Origin of the sequence: Streptomyces sp. DT224, from assembly GCF_049844595.1 — a bacterium.
GTDB lineage: Bacteria > Actinomycetota > Actinomycetes > Streptomycetales > Streptomycetaceae > Streptomyces.
In genome coordinates this window covers 116,424-140,176 of record NZ_JBNCLI010000015.1, presented here as the reverse complement: position 1 = coordinate 140,176, position 23,753 = coordinate 116,424, and the positions used below count along the sequence as shown (strand labels likewise).

20 protein-coding genes are annotated in these 23,753 nt (G+C 71.7%); 15 read left to right on the top strand and 5 right to left on the bottom strand.

The window, feature by feature from the left end; translation table 11 throughout:
• Window positions 1-61: 61 nt before the first annotated feature.
• Window positions 62-1,288 (bottom strand): acyl-CoA dehydrogenase family protein, encoded by a 1,227-nt coding sequence (locus ACLQ2N_RS32315; protein WP_425818688.1) that lies wholly within the window; start codon window positions 1,286-1,288, stop codon window positions 62-64.
• A gap of 171 nt (window positions 1,289-1,459) precedes the next feature.
• On the opposite strand from ACLQ2N_RS32315, the gene ACLQ2N_RS32310 reads away from it, so the two are divergent.
• Window positions 1,460-2,110, top strand: a complete 651-nt coding sequence (locus ACLQ2N_RS32310; protein ID WP_425818686.1) for a TetR family transcriptional regulator — start codon at window positions 1,460-1,462, stop codon at window positions 2,108-2,110.
• 16 nt (window positions 2,111-2,126) lie between these two features.
• Here ACLQ2N_RS32310 and def read toward each other — a convergent pair whose 3' ends face one another.
• The gene (gene def / locus ACLQ2N_RS32305; RefSeq protein WP_425818684.1) at window positions 2,127-2,681 is read right to left on the bottom strand and encodes a peptide deformylase; all 555 of its coding nucleotides are present in this window, start codon (window positions 2,679-2,681) and stop codon (window positions 2,127-2,129) included.
• A 149-nt stretch (window positions 2,682-2,830) separates the two neighbouring features.
• Here def and ACLQ2N_RS32300 point away from each other — a divergent pair, with 149 nt between their 5' ends.
• Both ACLQ2N_RS32300 and ACLQ2N_RS32295 read left to right on the top strand, forming a co-directional pair.
• Window positions 2,831-3,508: a 2-phosphosulfolactate phosphatase gene (locus ACLQ2N_RS32300; protein ID WP_425818682.1), complete on the top strand. Its 678-nt coding sequence runs from the start codon at window positions 2,831-2,833 to the stop codon at window positions 3,506-3,508.
• Between the two features lie 146 nt (window positions 3,509-3,654).
• Entirely contained in the window at window positions 3,655-4,848 is a 1,194-nt protein-coding gene (locus ACLQ2N_RS32295; protein ID WP_425818680.1) for a right-handed parallel beta-helix repeat-containing protein, read from the top strand.
• 51 nt (window positions 4,849-4,899) lie between these two features.
• On the opposite strand, the gene ACLQ2N_RS32290 is transcribed toward ACLQ2N_RS32295, so the two are convergent.
• The gene (locus ACLQ2N_RS32290; RefSeq protein ID WP_425818678.1) at window positions 4,900-6,066 is read right to left on the bottom strand and encodes an alanine--tRNA ligase-related protein; all 1,167 of its coding nucleotides are present in this window, start codon (window positions 6,064-6,066) and stop codon (window positions 4,900-4,902) included.
• Window positions 6,067-6,453: 387 nt separating this feature from the next.
• On the opposite strand from ACLQ2N_RS32290, the gene ACLQ2N_RS32285 reads away from it, so the two are divergent.
• The 5 genes from ACLQ2N_RS32285 (at window position 6,454) to ACLQ2N_RS32265 (ending at window position 10,942) form a co-directional block, all read left to right on the top strand.
• Complete coding sequence (locus ACLQ2N_RS32285) at window positions 6,454-7,692, top strand: Mur ligase family protein (RefSeq protein ID WP_073968916.1); 1,239 nt, start codon at window positions 6,454-6,456, stop codon at window positions 7,690-7,692.
• 34 nt (window positions 7,693-7,726) lie between these two features.
• Window positions 7,727-8,455 (top strand): type 1 glutamine amidotransferase, encoded by a 729-nt coding sequence (locus ACLQ2N_RS32280; RefSeq protein WP_425818675.1) that lies wholly within the window; start codon window positions 7,727-7,729, stop codon window positions 8,453-8,455.
• A 167-nt stretch (window positions 8,456-8,622) separates the two neighbouring features.
• Window positions 8,623-9,648 carry a 6-phosphofructokinase gene (locus ACLQ2N_RS32275; RefSeq protein ID WP_425818673.1) on the top strand — a complete coding sequence of 342 codons (1,026 nt, stop codon included), beginning with the start codon at window positions 8,623-8,625 and terminating at the stop codon, window positions 9,646-9,648.
• Window positions 9,649-9,766: 118 nt separating this feature from the next.
• Window positions 9,767-10,717 (top strand): cytochrome c oxidase assembly protein, encoded by a 951-nt coding sequence (locus ACLQ2N_RS32270; protein ID WP_425818671.1) that lies wholly within the window; start codon window positions 9,767-9,769, stop codon window positions 10,715-10,717.
• A gap of 66 nt (window positions 10,718-10,783) precedes the next feature.
• Window positions 10,784-10,942, top strand: coding sequence for a hypothetical protein (locus ACLQ2N_RS32265; RefSeq protein WP_185992839.1), 159 nt, complete (start codon window positions 10,784-10,786; stop codon window positions 10,940-10,942).
• Here ACLQ2N_RS32265 and ACLQ2N_RS32260 read toward each other — a convergent pair.
• Complete coding sequence (locus ACLQ2N_RS32260; protein ID WP_425818669.1) at window positions 10,926-11,405, bottom strand: diadenosine tetraphosphate hydrolase; 480 nt, start codon at window positions 11,403-11,405, stop codon at window positions 10,926-10,928. The two genes, ACLQ2N_RS32265 and ACLQ2N_RS32260, sit on opposite strands and share 17 nt — an antisense overlap.
• 822 nt (window positions 11,406-12,227) lie before the next feature.
• On the opposite strand from ACLQ2N_RS32260, the gene ACLQ2N_RS32255 reads away from it, so the two are divergent.
• From ACLQ2N_RS32255 to ACLQ2N_RS32230, 6 genes are all read left to right on the top strand, one after another.
• Window positions 12,228-13,778 (top strand): endo-1,4-beta-xylanase, encoded by a 1,551-nt coding sequence (locus ACLQ2N_RS32255; protein WP_425818667.1) that lies wholly within the window; start codon window positions 12,228-12,230, stop codon window positions 13,776-13,778.
• A gap of 165 nt (window positions 13,779-13,943) precedes the next feature.
• The gene (locus ACLQ2N_RS32250) at window positions 13,944-16,703 is read left to right on the top strand and encodes a glycoside hydrolase family 48 protein (RefSeq protein WP_425818741.1); all 2,760 of its coding nucleotides are present in this window, start codon (window positions 13,944-13,946) and stop codon (window positions 16,701-16,703) included.
• Window positions 16,700-16,885: a hypothetical protein gene (locus ACLQ2N_RS32245; protein ID WP_425818665.1), complete on the top strand. Its 186-nt coding sequence runs from the start codon at window positions 16,700-16,702 to the stop codon at window positions 16,883-16,885. The genes ACLQ2N_RS32250 and ACLQ2N_RS32245 overlap by 4 nt, the downstream gene beginning before the upstream one ends.
• A gap of 139 nt (window positions 16,886-17,024) precedes the next feature.
• Entirely contained in the window at window positions 17,025-19,154 is a 2,130-nt protein-coding gene (locus ACLQ2N_RS32240; protein ID WP_425818663.1) for a glycoside hydrolase family 6 protein, read from the top strand.
• A gap of 178 nt (window positions 19,155-19,332) precedes the next feature.
• Window positions 19,333-20,931 carry a sigma-70 family RNA polymerase sigma factor gene (locus ACLQ2N_RS32235; protein WP_425818662.1) on the top strand — a complete coding sequence of 533 codons (1,599 nt, stop codon included), beginning with the start codon at window positions 19,333-19,335 and terminating at the stop codon, window positions 20,929-20,931.
• A gap of 99 nt (window positions 20,932-21,030) precedes the next feature.
• A complete protein-coding gene (locus tag ACLQ2N_RS32230) occupies window positions 21,031-21,765 on the top strand; it encodes a lysophospholipid acyltransferase family protein (protein ID WP_425818661.1) in 735 nt (244 codons plus the stop codon).
• Between the two features lie 211 nt (window positions 21,766-21,976).
• Here ACLQ2N_RS32230 and ACLQ2N_RS32225 read toward each other — a convergent pair whose 3' ends face one another.
• Window positions 21,977-22,606: a TetR/AcrR family transcriptional regulator gene (locus tag ACLQ2N_RS32225; RefSeq protein WP_425818660.1), complete on the bottom strand. Its 630-nt coding sequence runs from the start codon at window positions 22,604-22,606 to the stop codon at window positions 21,977-21,979.
• Between the two features lie 123 nt (window positions 22,607-22,729).
• Here ACLQ2N_RS32225 and ACLQ2N_RS32220 point away from each other — a divergent pair, with 123 nt between their 5' ends.
• Complete coding sequence (locus ACLQ2N_RS32220; protein ID WP_425818659.1) at window positions 22,730-23,719, top strand: ABC transporter permease; 990 nt, start codon at window positions 22,730-22,732, stop codon at window positions 23,717-23,719.
• Window positions 23,720-23,753 lie beyond the last annotated feature (34 nt).

Below are 23,753 nucleotides of genomic sequence, written 5' to 3'. Positions count from 1 at the left end.
CCGTCCCCCCGGAACGTGCCGGTGGGACGGGGGCCGGGGCCGGACGGGCCTCGCGAGGCGGTCAGCGGATGGGCATGCCCGACAGGGTGCGGGCGATGACCAGGCGCTGGATCTCGCTGGTGCCCTCGAAGATCGTGTAGATCGCGGCGTCCCGGTGCATGCGCTCCACCGGATACTCACGGGTGAAGCCGTTGCCGCCGAGGATCTGGATCGCCTGGGCGGTGACCTTCTTGGCCGTCTCGCTCGCGTACAGCTTGGACATGGAGCCCTCGGCCGACTCGAACGGCTTGCCGGTGGTGGCCATCCAGGAGGCGCGCCAGACCAGCAGCCGGGCCGCGTCGATCCGGGTCCGCATGTCGGCGAGCTGGAAGGCGACGCCCTGGTTGTCGATGATCGGGCGGCCGAACTGGGTGCGCGTCTTCGCGTAGTCGAGCGCCACTTCGTACGCGGCCCGGGCGGTGCCGACCGCCATGGCGCCGACGGCCGGGCGGGACGCCTCGAAGGTGGCCATCGCCGCGTTCTTCACGCGCTCGCCACCGGTGGCTGCACGCTCGCGGGCGCGGGCGAGGCGCTGGTCCAGCTTTTCCTTGCCGCCGAGCAGGCAGTGCCCCGGTACGCGCACGTCCTCCAGCACGACCTCGGCGGTGTGCGAGGCGCGGATGCCGTGCTTCTTGAACTTCTGCCCCTGGGAGAGGCCGGGGGTGTCCGGCGGGACGATGAAGGAGGCGTGGCCCTTGGAGCCGAGCTCCGGGTCGACGACCGCGACGACCACGTGGACGTTGGCGATGCCGCCGTTGGTCGCCCAGGTCTTGGTGCCGTTGAGCACCCACTCGTCCTTGGCCTGGTCGTAGACCGCGCGGGTGCGCATCGAGGCGACGTCGGAACCGGCGTCGGGCTCGGAGGAGCAGAAGGCCGCGACCTTCACGTCGTCGGCGTCCCCGTACATCTGCGGGATCCAGGTGCCGATCTGCTCCTCGGTGCCGTTGGCGAGGACGCCGACGGCCGCCAGGCCCGTACCGACGATCGACAGCGCGATGCCGGCGTCGCCCCAGAACAGCTCCTCCATGGCCATCGGGATGCCGAGCCCCGTAGGATCGAAGAACTGCTGGGCATAGAAGTCGAGGGAGTAGATCCCGACCTTCGCCGCCTCCTGGATGACGGGCCAGGGCGTCTCCTCACGCTCGTCCCACTCCGCGGCGGCCGGACGGATCACGTCCGCGGCGAAGCCGTGGAGCCAGTCACGGACCTGCTTCTGGTCATCGTTGAGCTCAAGCGTGAACTCGGCCATGTTCCCCTCCACGTACTGCCGTCGAAGCGCTTCGTTACTTGCGGTAACAACAGTCTGTTACTGGCAAGTAGCCTGTGTCAACCGCATGAGACGCCATCCGCTCCCCGTCGGCCGGGGTGTTACGTTGCGCAGGCACGACGGACAGGCACGGTCAGGGGTGGGAGAGACGACATGGAGACCACACGACAGGCCGAGCGCCAGCGGACCACGGCCGAGCGCCGCCGCCGAGAGCTGCTCGAAGCCGCCGACCGCGTGGTGCTCAGGGACGGGCCCGGGGCCTCGATGAACGCCATCGCGGCGGAGGCGGGCATCACGAAACCGATCCTCTACCGGCATTTCGGCGACAAGGGCGGGCTCTACCGGGCCCTCGCCAAGCGGCACACCGACGCGCTGCTGAGCGCCCTGCGCGCCGCGCTCGACGCCCCCGCCGAGCGGCGCGCCCGGGTCGAGTCGACGCTCGACACCTACCTCGCGGCGATCGAGGCCCGCCCGCAGGTCTACCGCTTCCTGATGCACCCGTCCGACGACTCGGCCCCCTCCCCCGAGCAGGGCTTCGACGTGGGCCGGCACTCCGCACCGCTGCTGCGCCGCCTGGGCGAGGAGCTGGCCACGGTGATCGCGGAGCGGGTGGACCTCGGCCCCGACAGCGAGGCGATGGCCCGGATCTGGGGGCACGGCATCGTCGGCATGATGCATGCGGCCGGTGACTGGTGGCTGGGCGAACGCCCTTGCTCGCGCGAGCAGTTGGTCCGCAGCCTCGCCGACCTCCTCTGGGGCAGGCTGGCCGAGGCGGGCGACCGCGAGGACGGGCCCGGCTTCTGACGGGCCGCCGGCCGGCTCAGCCCGTACGCGCCCAGGACGCCCGGCGGGCCGCCCGCAGCACCCGGGCCCGGCGCAGCCCGGTCAGCCGGTCGGTGTAGACCCGGCCCTCCAGGTGGTCGCACTCGTGCTGGAGGCAGCGGGCGAAGAATCCGGTGCCGGCGATCCGCACCGGCTCACCCGTCACGGTGGCGCCCTCGACCACCGCGTGGTCGAAGCGCGGGGTGCCGGCCTCGAGGCCGGGGAGCGAGAGGCAGCCCTCGGCGCCGCGCACCGTGATCCCGTCCGCCTCCACCAGGACCGGGTTCACCACGTGCCCGAGGTGGCGCACCTCCTCGTCGTCGGGGCAGTCGAAGACGAACACCCGTGACGGCACACCGATCTGGTTGGCGGCGAGCCCGACGCCCCGCGCCTCGTACATCGTGGCGAACATGTCCTCGACGAGCCGGGCGAGCGGGGGGCCGAACTCCGTGACCGGCTCGCACACCGCGTGCAGGACCGGGTCGCCGAGCAGGCTCATGGTGCGGACGATTCCGGAACTGCCGGGGATCGGGCGGTGGCGCATGGCGCTCATCGTACGTTCCACGGGGTGGCCCCGAAAACGCCGGACGGCCTGCCGGGGCCCCGCGTCAGCGCCCTGCTCGCGCTCGCCCGGGCCCTTCCGGGCCGTCGGCCGCACCACCGCCCGGGCGGACACGGCCGGCCATGGGTGATCATGGACGGATGGATGCCCGCTTCTCCGGTACGGCCGAGCTGCCCGCGACCCCCTCCGTGGCGGTCGTCGTCGACGTCATGCGCGCCTGCACCGTGGCCGCCTGGGCCTTCGCCCGGGGTGCGGAGAAGATCGTGCTCGCCGGCTCACTGGACGAGGCGCTGGAGCTCAAGGGCCGCCACCCGGACTGGGTGACGCTCAAGGACGGGGCGCCCGCGCCCGGGTTCGACGCCGTCAACTCGCCGGGGCTGCTGCGCTCACGAAAGCTGGGCGGCCGGACCGTGGTGCAGAAGACCACGGCCGGGACGGTCGGCGCCCTCGCGGTGAAGGACGCGCCCCTGGTGCTGTGCGCCGGCTTCGTGGTGGCGGAGGCGACGGCGCGGCTGCTGCGGGAACGCGGCTGCGACGACGTCACGTTCGTGGTCACCGGGGAGGACGGGCGCGCCGACGAGGACCTGGCGTGCGCCCAGTACATCGCACGGCGGGCGGCCGGAGAGGCGGCGGACGCGGAGCCGTACCTGCGCAGGGCCGGTGATTCGCGGGCCGCCGCCGAGCTGGCGCAGGGGGTGCGCGAGGGGGCCCACCCCGATGACGCGGCGCTCTGCCTCGAACTCGACCGGTTCCCCTTCGCCATGGTGGCGACGCCGGAGGACTCCCTCATGGTGCTGCGCCCGTACATCTTCGCGTAGAGACGGCTCGCTGTTCACATATCCGATTGGCGAATACATGCATGACCATTGACGTGCCCATGGCGTCACTCTACGGTCGATGGAAAGCGCTTGCACCCCGCTGGACGGCAACCCGTCCGGCCCACTCCCCCCACCTGGAGTAGAAGATGCAGCTCAAGCCTGTTCTCGCATGTGCCGGCCTGCTCGCCGGCTCGCTCGCCGTCCTGGGCACCACCGCACAAGCCGCCCCTGGTCAGGAAAACGCTTCCCTGGCGGCCTCGGCGCTGTACGTGGCGCCGGACGGGACCGCCGACGCCGCCGGCACCGAGTCGGACCCCACCACGCTCGCCTCGGCGATCAGCCGGGTGAACGCCGGCGGCACGATCTACCTGCGCGGCGGCACGTACCGCTACGGGCAGACGGTCACCATCCCGCCGGGCAACGACGGCACGTCCGGCGCCCGCACCACCATGGCCGCCTACCCGGGCGAGCAACCCGTGCTGAACTTCTCGGAGATGAGCGAGGACCCGGCCAACCGCGGCCTCGCGGTGAACGGCGACTACTGGCACATCGACGGCCTCACGGTCGAGCACGCCGGCGACAACGGCATCTTCGTCGGCGGCAGCGACAACGTCATCGAGCACGTCGTAACCCGTTTCAACCACGACTCGGGGCTCCAGATCTCCCGGATCTCCTCCGACACCCCCGACGACGAGTGGCCGGCGAACAACCTCGTCCTCAGCTCCGAGTCCCACGACAACGCGGACTCCGACGGCGAGGACGCGGACGGGTTCGCCGCCAAGCTCACCGCGGGCCCCGGCAACGTCTTCCGCTACACGGTCTCGCACAACAACATCGACGACGGCTGGGACCTCTACACCAAGACGGAGACCGGCCCCATCGGCCCGGTGACCATCGAGGACTCCCTCAGCTACGACAACGGCACCCTCTCCGACGGCACCGTGAACGAGGACGGCGACCGCAACGGCTTCAAGCTCGGCGGCGACGGGATCAAGGTCAACCACATAGTGCGGCGCAACATCGCCTACAACAACGGCCACCACGGCTTCACCTACAACAGCAACCCCGGCTCGATGACCGTGTCCGACAACGTCGGCATCGACAACGAGGAGCGCAACTTCTCCTTCGACAAGGGCACTTCGGTGTTCCGGGGCAACACCTCCTGCCGCAGCGGTGACGGCTCCAACGACAAGACCGTCGGCGACGCGGACGGCTCCAACCAGTTCTGGACGGGCTCGAACGGCTCCCGGTGCTCCGCGTACGACGGGGCCCTGGACTGGTCGTTCGCCTCCGACGGCCGCCTGGTCGTGTCCTTCGGCGGGAGCGTGGTCACCCCGTAACACGCGACGGACGGCGGTGCCGGGGCGGGCAGCCCCGGCACCGCCGTCGTCTCACTCCTCGCGCAGGGCCGTGACCAGGTCGCGGGGCAGCCCGTGGGTGTCGTGGAGGTAGTGGAGGTCCTCCTCCGTCAGCGTCCCGCGGAACCGGGGCCGGGCCAGCACCTGCCGTCCGCGTTCCAGGAGCCGGACGAACCGTCGCTCCTCGTCGGCCAGCACGCGCAGCACCTCGCCGGGTTCCACGTCCTGCCGGAAGCGGTCCAGGGTGTGCCGGACCGGCTCCGACGGCAGATCGCCGAGCGTGCGCGAGGGGTCGTCGCGCCGGAGCACGGTCAGGGCCCGTCGCAGCAGGCGGCGCAGCACATAACCGCGGCCCGTGGCGGCCGGGCGGACGCCGTCGCCGATGACGACGACGGCGGAGCGCAGGTGGTCGCAGACCAGCCGCAGCGAGGGCTCGTCCAGCGGCCACAGGGGCGGTACGAGCCGGCGCCAGGGCTCGAAGACATCGCACTCGAAGACCGAGCGCCGGCCCTGGAGCAGCGAGGCCAGCCGCTCCAGGCCGAGCCCGGTGTCGACGTTGCGCCGCGGCAGCGGCACCAGTGAGCCGTCGTCGAGCCTGCGGTGGCTCATCGTGACGTGGTTCCACACCTCCACCCAGCGGTCGTCCCCGGTGGGCGTGGACACGGGCGGCCCCTCGCCGCTCCACAGGAAGATCTCCGAGTCGGGTCCGCACGGCCCGGTCGGCCCGTTGGACCACCAGTTGTCCTCGACGGCCGGCTCCACGGGGACGCCCAGCTCCTGCCACACCCGCAGCGAGGCGGTGTCGCGCTCGGTGTGCTCGTCCCCGGCGTACACCGTGGCGTGCAGCCGGCGGGGGTCGATGCCCAGTCCCTCGGTGAGCAGCCCGTAGCCCCATTCCAGGCTCCGCGGGCCCTCGTAGTCGCCCAGCGACCAGCTGCCGAGCATCTCGAAGACGGTGAGGTGGGTGGCGTCGCCGACCTCGTCCAGGTCGGTGGTGCGCAGGCACCGCTGCCGGCCGGCCAGCCGGCTGCCCAGCGGGTGCGGGCGGCCCTCCAGGTACGGGGTGAGGGGATGCATCCCGGATGTGGTGAAGAGCACGGGGTCGCCGGGCGGCGGCAGCAGGGTGGAGCCGTTGATGCGGCGGTGGCCTCGCTCCTCGAAGTACTCCAGGAAGGTACGGGCGATCTGTTCGGTTTCCATGGGGACGGCTCCTTCGCGGTGGCGGGGAGGCGCCGGAGAACGGAACCGTTGGGTCACCCGGCCGGGGAGGAATCACCGCGGCACCACCGACGGACCGTTTCCGGTCGCCGGGGGAAGGGAATGTCAGACGGCGGCAACCGGCGAGCTGGTCGCTCGCGCGGTCGCGGTGGTGGTGATGCCGTTGACGTCCATACGCCGACGGTAGCGCGCCCCCGGCCGCCCGTGCACCCGGATTCCCTCGCCCGCGGGCCCACGGAGAACGCGACGGCCCGCTCACGCGTCCTCCATTCCAAGGGAAGTCCACGTGCCGGACGGTGCCGCCGTGCGGTCATGGTGCCGGACATCGATAGGCTGGGCGGCGGACCGATGCAAGGAGGATCTAGGACGATGGCAGGCAACACGGAGCCGTTGTCGCCGCGGGCCAAGCTGGCCGTGACGGCGGGCAAGGCCGCTGCGGCGGTGTCGCGGGCGGCCGGGCGGGGCAGCGGATCGGTGATCGGCGGCCGGGTGGCGCTCAAGCTCGACCCCGACCTGCTCGGGCGGCTGGCGCAGCATCTGGACGTGATCCTCGTCTCGGCGACGAACGGCAAGACGACCACCACCCGGCTGATCGCCGAGGCGCTGCGCGCAGCGGGCCCGGTCGTGTCGAACGCGCTCGGCGCCAACATGCCCGCGGGCATCACGTCGGCGCTGGCCGGCGGCTCCGACGCGCAGTACGGCGTGATCGAGGTCGACGAGAAGTACCTCGCCGGGGTGGCCCGCGACACGACGCCCAAGGTGATCGCGCTCCTCAACCTCTCGCGCGACCAGCTGGACCGGGCCGCGGAGACGCGGATGCTGGCCGAGAAGTGGCGCGAGGGGCTGTCCGGCTCCAAGTCCGTGATCGTCGCCAACGCCGACGACCCGCTGATCGTCTGGGCGGCCTCCTCCTCCCCCAACGTGGTGTGGGTCGCGGCCGGCCAGGCGTGGAAGGACGACGCCTGGTCCTGCCCGTCCTGCGGCGGCGTCATGCAGCGCCCCGGCGACGACTGGTTCTGCGGCGAGTGCGGTTTCCGGCGTCCGCCGCCGAGCTGGGTGCTGCACGGCGACTACGTGCTCGACCCGCACGGTTCGGCGTGGCCGATCCACCTCCAGCTCCCCGGTCGCGCCAACAAGGCCAACGCCACGAGCTCGGCGGCCGTCGCCGCCGTCTTCGGTGTGCCGCCGCAGGTGGCACTGGAGCGCATGTACCAGGTGCAGGCCGTCGCCGGCCGGTACGACGTGGTGAGCTTCCTCGGCCGTGAGCTGCGGCTCCTGCTGGCGAAGAACCCGGCGGGCTGGCTGGAGACGTTCTCGCTGATCGACCCGCCGCCGACCCCGGTGATCCTCTCGGTGAACGCGCGCGGCGCGGACGGCACGGACACCTCGTGGCTGTGGGACGTCGACTACACCCAGCTCGCGGGCCACCCGATCTTCGTGCTCGGTGACCGCAAGCTGGACCTCGCGGTCCGCCTCGAAGTGGCCGGGCTCGACTTCCGGGTCTGCGAGAACCTGGACGAGGCCGTGCAGCAGGCTCCGCCCGGGCGCATCGAGGTCATCGCCAACTACACCGCCTTCCAGGACCTGCGCCGCCGTGTCGGCAACTGACCCCGGCCCCGGGCCGCTCCGGAGAGGACGAAGCATGAGCAACAACAGCCTGCGGCTGGTGTGGGTGTACCCGGACCTGCTGAGCACCTACGGCGACCAGGGCAACGCCCTGGTGGTGGAGCGCCGGGCCCGCCAGCGCGGCCTGGACGTGGCGCGCGTCGACGTGCGCAGCGACCAGCCGGTGCCCACGTCGGGCGACATCTACCTGATCGGCGGCGGCGAGGACCGGCCGCAGCGGCTCGCGGCGGAGCGGCTGCGCCGCGACGGCGGGCTCGCCCGGGCCGCGTCCAACGGCGCGATCATCTTCTCGGTCTGCGCCGGCTACCAGATCCTCGGCCACGAGTTCATCAACGACCTCGGTGAGCGCGAGCAGGGCCTCGGCCTGCTGGACGTGGTCTCGACGCGCGGCGAGGGTGCGCGGTGCGTCGGCGACGTGCTCGCGGACATCGACCCGCAGCTGGGGCTTCCGCCGCTGACCGGGTTCGAGAACCACCAGGGCGTCACCCACCTCGGGCCGACGGCGCGGCCGTTCGCCCGGGTGCGGTTCGGCCGGGGCAACGGCACGGGCGACGGCACCGAGGGCGCGTACAACGACACCGTGTTCGGCACGTACATGCACGGTCCGGTGATGGCGCGGAACCCCCTGATCGCGGACCTGCTGCTCAAGCTGGCCCTCGATGTGAACGCGCTCCCGCCGACCGACGACCGGTGGTACGAGGCGCTGCGCGCGGAGCGCGTCGCGGCTGCCACACAGCCCGCCTGACCAGGCTCTTCACTGGTTGTCCGATGAGTGACGCGGGGCTCGGATGAGCGGCGTCCAGCAGGCGGACGCCGGGTTCGGTCCCGTCACCCTGCGCCGGTAGGGTGGCGGGGATCCAACCGGACGACGTGGTCCGGTCGTCGGCCCACGTTGCAAAGGTTTCCCGGGCAATGCGAATTGGTGTGCTCACCTCCGGCGGCGACTGCCCCGGCCTCAATGCCGTCATCCGGTCCGTCGTCCACCGCGCTGTGGTCGACCACGGCGACGAGGTCATCGGCTTCCACGACGGGTGGCGGGGCCTCCTTGAGTGCGACTACCGCAAGCTCGACCTGGACGGCGTGGGCGGCATCCTCGCCCGAGGCGGCACGATCCTCGGCTCCTCCCGGGTCCAGCCGGCACATCTGCGCGGGGGCATCGAGACGGCCCGGGGCCATGTGCGTGACCTCGGGCTGGACGCGATCATCCCGATCGGCGGCGAGGGCACCCTCAAGGCGGCGAACCTGCTCTCCGAGGCGGGGCTGCCGATCGTCGGTGTGCCGAAGACCATCGACAACGACATCGCCTCCACCGACGTGACCTTCGGCTTCGACACCGCGGTCGGCGTGGCCACCGAGGCGCTGGACCGGCTGAAGACCACCGCCGAGTCGCACCAGCGCGTCATGATCGTCGAGGTCATGGGCCGCCACACCGGCTGGATCGCGCTGCACTCCGGCATGGCGGCCGGCGCGCACGCCATCGTCGTCCCGGAGCGTCCCTTCGACATCGACGAACTGACCGAGGTCGTGGGCCGGCGCTTCTCGGCCGGCAAGAAGTTCGCGATCGTCGTGGTCGCGGAGGGCGCGAAGCCGCGCGAGGGCTCCATGGAGTTCACCTCGGGCGCCACGGACGTCTACGGCCACGAGCGCTTCACGGGCGTGGCGACCCAGCTCTCCGTCGAGCTGGAGCAGCGCCTCGGCAAGGAGGCCCGCCCGGTGATCCTGGGCCACGTCCAGCGCGGCGGCACGCCGACCGCGTACGACCGCGTCCTCGCGACCCGGTTCGGCTGGCACGCGGTCGAGGCGGCGCACCGCGGTGAGTTCGGCATGATGACCGCGCTGCGCGGCACGGACATCACCCTGGTGCCGCTCGCGCACGCGGTGGAGACCCTGAAGACGGTCCCGGCCGCCCGGTACGCCGAGGCGGAGTGCGTGCTCTGAGCGACACCCCGGCACGAGACCGCCCCCGGCCGCATCCTCGGCCGGGGGCGGTTCTACTCTGGTCGGGACAACCAGCACGAAACGGGGACGTCCCGGCGTTCCCATCGGGAGTGAACTGATGGATCACAGCGGGCACGGCATGAACATGGACCTGCCGCCGTTCACGCTGGGACGGGGGCTCCACTTCTCCGCGGACCCGTTCTTCCTGATCGGCTGCGTCCTGGCGGTGCTGCTGTACGGGTACGGGGTGCTGCGGCTGCGGCGGCGGGGCGACGAGTGGCCGGTGGGGCGCACGGTCCTGTTCGTGATCGGCGTGCTGACGATCGCACTGGTGATGTGCACCCGGCTCAACGACTACGGCATGGTCATGTTCAGCGTGCACATGGTGCAGCACATGGTGATCAGCATGCTGTCGCCCATCCTGCTCCTGCTGGGTGCGCCGGTGACACTCGCGCTGCGCGCGCTGCCGGTCGCGCCGCGTGGCACCAAGGGGCCGCGCGAGCTGCTGCTGATGCTCCTGCACAGCCGGTACATGAAGATCGTCACGCATCCCGCGTTCACGATCCCGCTGTTCATCGCCAGCCTGTACGGCCTGTACTTCACGCCGCTCTTCGACTACCTGATGGGCTCCACGGCCGGGCACCTCGTGATGATGGTGCACTTCCTGGCGGTCGGCCTGTTCTTCTTCTGGCCCATCATGGGCGTTGACCCGGGGCCGCACCGCCCCGGCTATGTGATGCGGATGCTGGAACTGTTCGCCGGGATGCCGTTCCACGCGTTCTTCGGGATCGCCCTCATGATGGCCTCCACGCCGATGGTGGAGGTGTACCAGGACCCGCCGGCCTCGCTGGGCATCGACGCGCTGTCCGACCAGAGCGCGGCGGGCGGCATCGCCTGGGCGTTCAGCGAGATCCCCTCGGTGGTGGTCCTGGTGGCCCTGGTGTTCCAGTGGTACCGCTCGGAACAGCGGACGGCGAAGCGCTCGGACCGGGCGGCGGACCGCGACGGGGACCGGGAGCTCCAGGCGTACAACGCGTACCTCGCTTCGTTGCAGGCGCGCGGACAGTAGCGGCGGACCCTCCTTTCGGGTGACGATGGCCTTTACGGCCGCGCGGCCGACGAGGAGGGTGCGCGCATGTCCGGATCCACGAAGACGATGGGAATGCTCACCGCCGGCGCTCTGGTGGCGGTGACCGCGTACACGGTGGCCCTGGGGAGCAACGGCTGGCTCTGGTTCGGCTGGGTGATCCTGGGGCTGATCACGATCGGGATGGCGGCTACGCGGGAGACGTGAGGCGGTCCAGCTCCTCGCCGATCGCCTCGCGCACGGCGGCGTGCCGGGGGCCGAGCGCGTGGCTCTCGTCGTGCCACCGCTCACGCGGGTACAGCCAGACCGGCCTGCTCAGCGCCTCCGGCGGCTCCCAGCCGTAGCGGGGCCACACGTGCGCGTGCAGGAACGGATCGGTGTTGCCGAGGATTTCCAGGTTGACCCGCCGGAAGGCGGGGTCCAGCCGCTCGCAGGCCCGTTCGACGGCCTCGCCGAGGGCGTCCATGTCTGCCAGGAAGGCCGGCCGCCCCGCGCGGGGGAGCTCCGACAGACGCCGCACGCCGGGGTCGTCCACCAGCAGCACCGAGTAGCCCGGCAGGAACTGGACGTCCCCGATCACGGCGAACCCCGCCTCCAGCCGCCGGAGCACCGTCGGATTCTCGCCCCGGAGCGCGGCGCCGATCCGGTCCTGCCGCCAGTCGTCCGTCATGGGCGACGACTGTACCCACGGCCGGGGCCGTTCCGGGCTCCGGACACCTCCCGGCCCGGGGACTGGAGCGCTCCCACGCACTGTTCCGCGTCCGCCCGGCGAGGATCGGGCAGCGTTACGCAGAGGTGAACCGGCGCATACGGTAACCGGCCGCAACCGGTTCCGTCCGCCCCGCGCGACCGGCCCGCCCCGCGCGCGGGCCCTGCGGCTGTCACGCACACATCCGGCCCCGGCGGACCACGATGCGAACGTCGCAAACGCCCCGGGCGGCCACGACGGCTCCTGCCTCGTCCGTCACTCCCGGTGCGTTTCGGCGCGGGAGCGAACGTTACCGCCGGGCCGGCCGCACCGCCGATGAGTCCGGCCGGACACGCCTCTGCCCTGCGCTTCGTCGCCACGGACGCAGCGTGGAACCCGTCACCGCTCCGTACGCACATCTCACCCCGGGTGACCGCACGGCTGCTCACCACACGGCGCGCTCCGGCCGCACGCGCGCCCCCTCGCATGCGATTGCGAACGACCGCCAGGGACGCGGCAGGGGTGCCGCCGGACCTGGTTACCTGCAGTTACCTGAACGGCAACTCCCCTGCGACGGGTGTCCGTTCGACGTGTGGCGCCGTTCACACGCCCGTAAGCCAGTTGCGCTTTAACTCTTGACAGGTGCCTGTCGCCACGCCACCTTGGGAGCGCTCCCACAATCAAGACTTGCACACTCCACCCCCTCCCCTTCTCCCCCAACGCCGTTGAGCCGCAAGGGCGTTACGGGGCGCAGCCGCGCTCCCCGTGACAGTCCGCGCTGCCCGGCAGAGGAAGGCGTTTGTCATGAGCTTGGTGAAGCGCTGTAGGCCCCGCCGCACCACGGGGCTCCCGGCCCTCGTGGCCGGCGCCCTCGCCCTGGCCGCCACCGGTCTGGCCGGCGGGCCGGCGTCGGCCGCGTCGCAGGACACACTGCACGACCTCGCCGCAGCCCAGGGCAAGTACTTCGGCTCCGCCACCGACAACCCCGAGCTCCCCGACGCGGCCTACGCGGCGAAACTGGGCTCCGAGTTCGGGCAGATCACCCCCGGCAACTCCATGAAGTGGGACACCACCGAGCCCACCCGCGGCCGGTTCGACTTCACCAAGGGCGATGTGGTCACCGACTTCGCCCAGGAGCACGGCCAGACCGTGCGCGGACACACCCTGGTCTGGCACAACCAGCTGCCCGGCTGGGTGGGCGCGCTGCCCTCCGCCGAGGTGGAGACGGCCATGACCGACCACATCACCGCGGAGGCCACCCACTACCGCGGCGAGGTGGCAGCCTGGGACGTGGTGAACGAGCCGTTCAACGAGGACGGGACCTTCCGTACCAGCCCGTTCTACAACGCCATGGGCAAGGACTACATCGCCAAGGCCCTGCGCGCGGCGCACGCCGCGGACCCGGACGCCAAGCTGTACATCAACGACTACAACGTCGAGGGCAAGGGCGCGAAGAGCGACGCGATGTACGACCTCGTGAGCGGCCTGCTCGCCGACGGCGTGCCGCTCGACGGGGTCGGGATGCAGGCGCACCTGGCGACCCAGTACGGCTTCCCGTACCAGATGCAGGCGAACATGCAGCGGTTCGCCGATCTGGGCCTGGACGTCGCCGTCACCGAGCTTGACGTGCGCATGCAGCTTCCGGCGGACTCCGCCAAGCTCGCCACCCAGTCCTCCTACTACGCGCAGGTGGTCGACGCCTGCCTCGCCGTCGAGCGCTGCGTCGGCATCACGGTCTGGGACTACACGGACAAGTACTCCTGGGTGCCGAGCACCTTCCCGGGCGAGGGCGCCGCCAACCTGTACGACGACAACCTGGCCCCCAAGCCCGCCTACGCCGCCGTGCGCACCGCCCTGGGCGACGAGGACGGCGGCGACGACGGGGGTGACGACGGCTCCACGCCGGGCACGCTGAAGGTCCAGTACCGCGCCAACGACACCGCGGCCGGTGACAACCAGATCAAGCCCGGTCTCCAACTCGTGAACACCGGCAGCACCGCGGTCAACCTCCCCGCCGTGACCGTCCGCTACTGGTTCTCTGGCGACAACGGCGCTACTACGTACGGCAGTTGGTGTGACTGGTCGCCGATCGGCTGCTCCACCATCACGCACCGGGTGGCGGCCGCGAGCACCCCGAAGGCCGGCGCCGACCGCTACCTCGAGGTCGGCTTCGCGAGCGGCACCCTCGCCCCGGGCGCATCGACCGGCGAGATGCAGCTGCGCCTGAGCAAGACGGACTGGTCGAACTTCGACGAGTCCGACGACTACAGCCACGGCACCGGCGCCTCGTACGCGGACGCCTCGAAGGTCACCGTGTACGTCGGCGGCGAGCTGGTCTGGGGCATCGAGCCCTGATCCCGGGGCCCGCTCAGGCCCCCGCTCCCCCGCGCAACCCTCGCACGAACCCGCCGCTCCCCGTCCCCACCGCTTTCCCTCCTCCCCTCCCCCTCGACGACACCCGCCACTGGAGGATTTGTGTCGATATCACGTAGAACGTTCAGCAGCGCCCTCGGCGGCAGCGTGCTGGCCATGGGCCTGGTCCAGGGCACCGCGGTCGCCAAGCCCGCCTCGGCACAGGCCGGTGCCGGGGCCAAGTCGGCCGCCGCGGCCGACGACCCGTACACGCAGGCGTTCCTCACCCAGTACGCCAAGCTCAAGGACCCCGCGAACGGCTACTTCAGCCCCGACGGCCTCCCGTACCACTCCGTCGAGACCCTGATGGTCGAGGCGCCGGACCACGGCCACCAGACGACGTCGGAGGCAGTGAGCTTCTGGATGTGGCTGGAGGCGGCGTACGGCAGGGTGACCGGCGACTGGGCACCGTTCAACGCGGCCTGGGCGGTGACCGAAAAGACCATCATCCCGCAGCACGTGGACCAGCCCACCAGCGGCTCGTACAAGCCCTCGGCACCCGCGACCTTCGCGGCCGAGCACCCGCTGCCCAGCGGATACCCCTCGGCGATGAACGGCTCGGTGCCGGTCGGCAGCGACCCGCTCTCGGCCGAACTCGCCTCGTCCTACGGGACGATGGACGTCTACGGCATGCACTGGCTGATGGACCTGGACAACATCTACGGCTACGGCAACAAGCCGGGCACCGGCGACCAGTCCGGGCCGGGCGCCGGCGCCTCCTTCATCAACACCTACCAGCGCGGTGCGCAGGAGTCGGTGTGGGAGACGGTGCCGCAGCCGACCACCGATCTCTTCAAGTACGGCGGCCCCAACGGGTACCTCGACCTGTTCGTCGGGGACTCCAGCTACGCCAAGCAGTGGAAGTACACCAACGCGCCGGACGCCGACGCCCGCGCGGTGCAGGCTGCCTACTGGGCGTACCGCTGGGCCTCGGAGCAGGGCAAGGAGAGCCAGGTCGCCGCGTCGGTGGCGAAGGCCGCCAAGATGGGCGACTACCTCCGCTACGCCATGTTCGACAAGTACTTCAAGCGCATCGGCGACTGCACCGATCCCAACTCCTGCCCGGCCGCCTCCGGCAGGGACTCCCAGCACTACCTGCTGTCGTGGTACTACGCCTGGGGCGGGTCCGCGGGCAGCGGAGGCGGCTGGGCCTGGCGCATCGGTGACAGCGCCTCGCACCAGGGCTACCAGAACCCGCTCGCCGCGTGGGCGCTGTCCAACGTGCCCTCGCTCACCCCGAAGTCGGCGACGGCCAGGTCGGACTGGTCCAAGAGCCTGACCCGGCAGCTGGAGTTCCTGACCTGGCTCCAGTCGAGCGAGGGTGCCCTCGCGGGCGGCTGCACCAACAGCTGGGAGGGCAGCTACAGCGAACCCCCGGCCGGCACGCCCACCTTCTACGGGATGGCGTACGACTGGCAGCCGGTGTACCACGACCCGGCGAGCAACAACTGGTTCGGCTTTCAGGCGTGGGGCATGGAGCGCGTCGCCGCGTACTACTACGTGACCGGCAACGCGACCGCCGAGGCGGTGCTCTCGAAGTGGGTCGCCTGGGCGTCGAGCGAGACGACCATCGGCTCCGACGGCAGCTTCCGCTTCCCCTCCACCCTGAACTGGACGGGCGAGCCGGACACCTGGAACGCCGCGTCGCCCGGGGACAACGCCGGCCTGCACGTCTCGGTCGTGAACTACGCCAACGACGTCGGTGTGGGTGCCGCGTACGTCAAGACGCTCACCTACTACGCCGCCAAGTCGGGCGACCAGGACGCGGCGGCGCTCGCCAAGGCGCTGCTGGACGCGATGGCCCTGAACACGACGGACAAGGGCATCTCGGTGCCGGAGACCCGGCTGGACTACAACCGGTTCGAGGACGAGGTGTACATCCCGTCCGGCTGGTCGGGGACCATGCCCAACGGCGACCCGATCCGGCCCGGTTCGACCTTCCTCTCCATCCGCAGCTGGTACAAGGACGACCCGGACTGGCCGAAGGTGCAGGCGTACCTGGACGGCGGGGACGCGCCCGTCTTCACGTACCACCGCTTCTGGGCGCAGGCGGCGCTCGCCCTGGCCTTCGCGATCTACGCAGAGCTGCTGGTGGAGGGCGGCGGCGGCGAGCCGGGCGTCGACACCGAGCCGCCGACCGCGCCGGGCGGTGTGACGGTGACGGCGACCACCAAGGACAGCGTCTCGCTCTCCTGGTCGGCGTCCACCGACAACGTCGCGGTGACCGGCTACGACGTGTACCGCAACGGTGTGCTGGCGGGCAACGCGACCGGGCGGACGTTCACCGACTCCGGGCTCGCCGCCAACACCGAGTACACCTACGCGGTCGCGGCGCGGGACGCGGGCGGCAACACCTCGGCGCTGTCGGACGCGGTCCTCGCCAAGACGAAGACCGGCGGCTCGTCCGGGACCGGCGCGGTGAAGGTCCAGTACAAGAGCACCGACTCCTCCGCGACGGACAACCAGATCCGGATGGGCCTCCAGGTGGTGAACACGGGCAGCGCGCCCGTCGACCTGTCGACGGTGAAGGTCCGGTACTGGTTCACCGCGGACGGCGGACCGAGCACCTTCGGCACCTACTGCGACTACGCGGCGCTCGGCTCCTCCACCATCACGCACACGGTGGTCGCCGTCTCCAGCCCGAAGACCGGCGCCGACCGCTACCTGGAGGTCGGATTCACCGGCGGCGCCGGAACGCTGGCCGCCGGGGCGTCCACCGGTGAGATCCAGCTGCGGCTCAACAAGAGCGACTGGTCGAACTTCAACGAGGCGAACGACTACAGCCGGGCCACCAACACCTCGTACGCGGACTCCTCGAAGGTCGGCGCCTATGTCGCCGGCACCCTCGCCTGGGGTGTCGAGCCGTGACAGGCCGCCCGCTGCCGGCGCTGGCCGGGACGGCCGCCGCCCTGGTCCTGGCCGCCGCGTCGATGCTGACCGGCGCGTCCTCGGCCTCATCCCACGAGACCGGCGACCACGGCCCGGCCGCCCACACGACCGTCACCGACGCCTCGAAGGCCGGGGTGTACGTCAAGGACACCGCCCCGTGACCGGCCGAACCACCGGTCACCCCCCTACTCCCGATGGCGGGCCACACACTCACCCCGCTCAGCCCGCCATCGGGCACACCCCCCATGAACCCGTCTGCGGGGAGTCTCCGCAGGCGTACGAGAGGAGCACGGAGCCGCAATGAGTACCAGAGGCACCATCAAGCAAGGTCTGCGCAGGAGGCTGGCCGCGGCCTCCGCCCTGGCCATGGGCGCGGCGCTGGCGGTGGCGATCCCCACCACCGCCGACGCGGCGGCGGCCCGGGTCGACAACCCCTACGTGGGCGCCAAGGCGTACGTGAACCCGGACTGGTCCGCCCTGGCGGCGGCCGAGCCGGGCGGTGCGGCCATCGCCGACACCCCCGCCTTCGTCTGGATGGACCGCATCGCGGCTATCGAGGGCACGGAGGGGAAGCGGAGCCTGCGCGACCACCTGGACACCGCCCTCGCCCAGGGTGCGGACCTGTTCCAGGTCGTCATCTACGACCTGCCGGGTCGTGACTGTGCGGCCCTGGCGTCCCAAGGCGAGCTCGGCGCCACGGAGCTCGACCGGTACAAGGACGAATACATCGACCCGATCGCCGAGATCCTCGCCGACCCGGCGTACGCGAACCTGCGCATCGTCACGATCATCGAGCCCGACTCGCTGCCCAACATCGTCACCAACGCGGGCGGCACCGCCGGTTCCACCGAGGACTGCGCGACGATGAAGGCGAACGGCAACTACGAGAAGGGTGTCGGCTACGCCCTGCACACCCTGGGTGCCATTCCCAACGTCTACAACTACATCGACGCCGCGCACCACGGCTGGCTGGGCTGGGACAGCAACATGGCCCCGGCCGGCCTGGAGTTCAAGAAGGCCGCCACCTCCGAGGGCGCCACGGTCAACGACGTCGCCGGCTTCATCGTGAACACGGCGAACTACTCGGCCCTCAAGGAGCCGAACTTCAAGATCACCGACTCGGTGAACGGCACCACGGTGCGCCAGTCCAAGTGGATCGACTGGAACTACTACACCGATGAGCTGACGTTCGCCCAGGCGCTGCGCACCCAACTGGTCGGTCAGGGCTTCAACTCCAACATCGGCATGCTGATCGACACCGCCCGCAACGGCTGGGGCGGTCCCGACCGGCCCACCTCGGCGGGCCCGCTGACCAGCGTGGACGCCTACATCAACGGCGGCCGCGTCGACCGGCGGATCCACGCCGGCAACTGGTGCAACCAGAGCGGTGCCGGCATCGGTGAGCGGCCCACCGCCGCCCCGGAGCCCGGGATCGACGCCTACGTGTGGGCGAAGCCCCCGGGGGAGTCGGACGGCAACAGCGAGCCCGTGGAGAACGACGAGGGCAAGGGCTGGGACCGGATGTGCGACCCGACCTACGAGGGCAACGGGCGCAACGGCAACAGCATGTCCGGCGCCCTGCCGAACGCCCCGGTCGCGGGTCACTGGTTCTCCGCGCAGTTCCAGGAGCTGGTGCGTAACGCCTACCCGCCGATCGACGGCGGCGGCGACAATGGCGGTGGCGACGACGACGACACGCAGGCGCCGACCGCGCCGACGGGTCTGACGTCCACGGCGAAGACCAGCAGCAGCGTCTCGCTGTCCTGGTCGGCGTCGAGCGACGACACCGGCGTGACCGGCTACGACGTGTACCGGGGCTCCACCAAGGTGGGTTCGACCACCACCACCTCGTACACCGACACGGGTCTGTCGGCCTCGACCGCCTACAGCTACACCGTCAAGGCGAAGGACGCGGCCGGCAACGTCTCGGCGGCCTCCTCGGCCCTCTCCGTCACCACCTCCGCCGGGGGCGGCACCGGAACGGGCGCGCTGAAGGTCCAGTACAAGAACAACGACTCCTCCGCGACCGACAACCAGATCCGGTTCGGTCTCCAGCTGACCAACACCGGCAGCACGGCGGTGGACCTGTCCACGGTGAAGCTGCGCTACTGGTTCACCCCCGAGTCCGGCTCCTCCACCTTCGGCACCTCGTGCGACTACGCGGTCCTGGGCTGCGGGAAGCTGAGCCTGGCGGTGAAGTCGGGCGGTTCCGCGGCCGGCGCCAGTCACTACCTGGAGGTCTCCTTCGGCAGCGGCACCCTCGCGGCCGGCGCCTCCACCGGTGAGATGCAGCTGCGGCTGAACAAGAGCGACTGGTCCAACTTCAACGAGGCGGACGACTACAGCCACGGCACGGGCACCTCGTTCGCCGACGCTTCGAAGGTCGGCGTGTACACGGCCGGTGCGCTCTCCTGGGGCACCGCGCCCTGAACAACCCGCCGGATGATCCGGTGAATCCCGTCCGGCCCCGCCACCTCCGTGGCGGGGCCGGACCCCTTTCGGCGCACCCGCACAAGTGAGCGACGGGTTTTTGTTATGGTCTCCGGCCGGGCCGCATCTCCCAGGTGTGCGTGAAGCCAGAACAGGACTCCGGAAGAGTGAGCACAGCATGGGCCAGGACCGCGAACGGGCGTTGATCAAGGCGGCACGGGCCGGTGACGGCGACGCCAAGGACCAGCTCGTCGCCTCCTGTCTTCCGCTGCTCTACAACATCGTCGGACGCGCGCTCAACGGCCACGCGGACGTGGACGACGTCGTGCAGGAGACGGTCCTGCGCATGCTGCGCGCCCTGCCCGGCCTGCGGAACCCGGACCGCTTCCGCTCCTGGCTGGTGGCCATCGCGATGAACGAGATACGGGGGCACTGGCGCGACCGGCAGTCCGCCGCGATCCCCGTGGAGCCCCTGGCCACCGGCCACGACCGGGTCGATCCCGCGGCGGACTTCGTGGACGTGACGATCCTGCGGCTCGGCCTGTCCGGGCAGCGCCGGCAGGTCGCCGAGGCGACCCGCTGGGTGGACGAGGAAGACCGGGCGCTGCTCTCGCTGTGGTGGCTGGAGGCGGCGGGCGAGCTGACCCGGGCCGAGGTGGCCGCCGCGATGAACCTGTCGCCCGAGCACACCGCCGTACGCGTGCAGCGGATGAAGGCGCGGCTGGACACCGCCCGGGTGGTGGTGGGCGCGCTGGCCGCCCGGCCCCGGTGCGTCCTGCTGGACGACATCCTCGTCGGGTGGGACGGGGCCCCCTCGCCGCTGTGGCGCAAGCGCATCGCACGGCACGCGCGCGGCTGCACGGTCTGCTCCGGGTTCGGCTCGGGGCTGGTGCCGGCCGAGGGCCTGCTCGTGGGCCTCGCGCTGGTGCCGATCGCGGTGGCCGGGGCGGGCCGGAGCCACCGGCCGGCCGAGGTCGCGGCCGGTGCGCCCCTCGGCGCGTCCGCGCGGCCGGGCCGGGCGGCGCTGCGCCGGGACCAGGCGCGCCGCCGGCGGCGGAACGCCGTGGTGGCGTCCGTCGTCGCGGTGGGCGTGCTGGGGGCCGGGGGCGCCGCCGTCCATCTGTCGACGGGGGACGACGGCGGCGACGAGGTCTCCGTCGCGACCGCCCCCGAGACCGGCGGTTCCGTCATCGCGACCGCTTCCGCCGAGGCGTCCGCTTCCGCGACGCCGTCCGCCGCGCCCTCGCACCCCGCCGCGAGACCGAGCCCGAGCGCCACGGAGAGGAAGGACCGGGCGAAGCCGAGGAAGACGGCCCCCGCGACCAGCCGTCCCCCGGCGGCGAAGTCCCCGGCCGCGACGCGGCCTGCCCCGGCCCCGTCCGCGCCGAGCCCGCCGTCGGACGCGGAACAGGTCCTGGCCCTGGTCAATACGGAGCGCGCGAAGGAGGGCTGCTCGCCGGTGACCGGCAACGACGAGCTGACGACCGCCGCGCAGCGGCACTCCGAGGACATGGCCGCGCGGGACTACTTCTCGCACACCTCGCAGGACGGCTCGGGCCCCGGCGAGCGGATCACGGCCGCCGGCTACCGGTGGAGCACGTACGGGGAGAACATAGCGAAGGGGCAGCGGACGCCGGCGGACGTGATGAACTCCTGGATGAACAGCCCGGGCCACCGGGCGAACATCCTGAACTGCTCGTTCAAGGAGTTGGGCGTGGGCATACAGGACAGCCCCGGCGGCATCGTCTGGACCCAGGACTTCGGCGCGGGTATGTGAGACCACGGCGTCGCCCGGCGGGTACGGGGTACATGTCTCCATCAGCGGCCCCATGTCTCCATCATCGACCCGCTGACGCCACCGGACCGGGGAGCGACCGTGTTCTACTACGTCCTCAAATACGTCGTTCTCGGGCCGGTGCTGCGGCTGCTGTTCCGGCCGGTCATCGAGGGCGCGGAGCACGTCCCGGACGATGGCGCCGCGATCGTCGCGGGCAACCACCTGTCGTTCTCCGACCACTTCCTGATGCCCGCGATCCTCAGGCGGCGGATCACCTTCCTGGCCAAGGCGGAGTACTTCACGGGCCCGGGCGTGAAGGGGCGGCTGACGGCCGCCTTCTTCCGCAGCGCGGGTCAGATCCCGGTGGACCGGTCGGGCAAGGAGGCGGGGCAGGCCGCGATCCGCGAGGGCATCGGGGTGCTGGAGCGGGGCGAGCTGCTGGGCGTCTACCCGGAGGGCACGCGCTCGCACGACGGGCGGCTCTACAAGGGCAAGGTCGGGGTCGCGGTGATGGCCCTCCGGGCGGGGGTGCCGGTGGTGCCGTGCGCGATGGTCGGCACCTTCGAGATCCAGCCGCCCGGCCGCCGGCTCCCCCGTATCAAGCCCGTCACCATCCGCTTCGGTGAACCGCTGGACTTCTCGCGCTACGCGGGCCTGGAGAACGAGAAGGCGGCCGTCCGCGCGGTGACCGACGAGATCATGTACGCGATCCTGCGGCTCTCCGGCCAGGAGTACGTGGACGAGTACGCCGTGAAGGTGAAGGAGGCGGCCCAGGGCAAGCAGCCGGGCGGGTTCCCGAACCGGCGACGCCGACAGCGGATCCGCGAGCGGTGAACGCCGCTGGCCGGGGCAGGGGGCGTGGGCCGGGCCCGGCCCACGGGCCATGAGCAAGGGAAACGCATGGGTACGGGGAGCGGCGGGGCAGACAGGACGGGCCGCTGTGCGCGCCGGATGGCGCGGGCCTACGGCACGTAGCCTGTTCGACCACGCGGCCGAGGACGCCTGGCGGGAGGAGCACGGCCGGAAGGCATGACCCCGGGCGGCGTCAGCCCGCCTGCGTCAGGTCCATCGACATCAGCCCGCGCAGGCCGTTCTCCAGGGCCTCCGGGCCGGTGTCGCCGAACATGGCGAGCTGGGCGATGAACCCCTGGGCGGTCGCGATCAGGGCCCGGGCGACGTGCTCGTCAGGCACGTCCGCCCGGAGCACCCCGGCCTCCCGGTACAGCCCGACCAGTTCGGTCCAGACGCGGCGCAGTCCCTCGAACGCCTCGGAGAGGGTGGCCGCCAGCCGCTCGCTGCGCAGGGTCTCGGACCACACCTGGACGATCAGCCCCGCGTACGCCCGGGGTTCGAGCCCCCGGCCCGATTCGAGGCCGTCCGCGAACAGACTCCGCGACACCCGGCCGATCAGGACGTCCGGGGCGGGGACGGGGGTGTCCCGGGCCGCCCCCTCGAAGGCCCGGCGCACCCCGTTCACGGCCTCGGTGGCGATGGCCGCGATCAGGTCCTCCTTGCCGCTGAAGTAGCGGTAGACCGCCCCCGCCGACAGACCGGCCTCCTTCAGCACGTCCTGCATCGAGGTGCCGTGGAAGCCGTCACGGGCGAAGCAGCGCGCGGCGCCGTCGAGGATCTGTCTGCGGCGGGCGTCGAGGTGCGCCTGGGATACACGGGCCATGCGGCCAACCTAAAACGAACATTCATTCTTGACAACCGCCGACAGCCGGGGTGACAGTGGCCATGTCTTATAAAACGAACGATCCTTCTCTTTGAGGGATCCCCCTGAATCGAGGCCCGTCCCATGCCCCTCACCCCGAACCGCCGCCTGGTGGTGGTGGTCCTGCTGGTTCCGCTGGTGGTGACCCTCGCCCTGTGGGCCTTCGCCTGGCCCGCCGCCCGGACCGCCCCGCGCGACCTGCCGGTCGGGATCGCCGGTACCGCACCGGCCGCCGACCGGCTCCAGCAGCGGCTCGAGGAGCGCGACGGGGCCTTCGACGTGCACCGGTACGACTCCGAGGCCGCGGCCCGGGCCGCGATCGAGGACCGGACCGTCTACGGCGCGGTCGTGGTCACCGCCGAGGGCCCCGAGCTGCTGACGGCGAGCGCGGGCGGCACGGTGGTCGCCCAGCTGCTGCGCGAGGCGGTGACCGCCGCAGCCCCGGCCGGCTCCGAGGTGCCGGTCACCGATGTCGTGGCCGCGCCCGCCGCCGACCCGAGGGGCGCCGTGCTCGGCGCGAGCATCATGCCGCTGGCCATCGCGGGGGTCGCCGCCGGTGCGGCCGTCACCATGCTGCGGCTGCGCGGGGCGCGGGCCGGGGCCGCACTGCTCGGCGTGGCCGTCGCGGTGGGGCTCCTGGCCACCGCCGTGACGGACAGCTGGCTCGGCGCCCTCACCGGCGACTGGTGGAGCGAGGCCGGGACCATCGCCCTGGCCGTGCTCGCCATCGGGGCACCGGTCGCGGGGCTCGCGGCCCTGATCGGGACGCCGGGGATCGGCTTGGGGTCCCTGCTCATGGTGCTCCTGGGCAACCCCTTCTCCGGCGTCACCAGCGCACCCGAACTGCTCCCCCGGCCGGTCGGCCTGATCGGTCAGCTGCTGCCGCCCGGAGCGGGCGGGTCGATGCTGCGTTCGGTGGCGTTCTTCGACGGCGCGGCGGCGGCCGCCCCCGCCCTGGCACTCGGCGCGTGGGCGGCGCTGGGGCTGGCCGCGGTGCTCGTCGGCGGGCGCCGCAGGACGGCTGCGGACACCGCGGCGCCGGCGGCGGTGCGGGAGCCCGCACTGACCGGCTGACCACGCTCAGGAATGCGCCCCCGTCCGGCTGGTC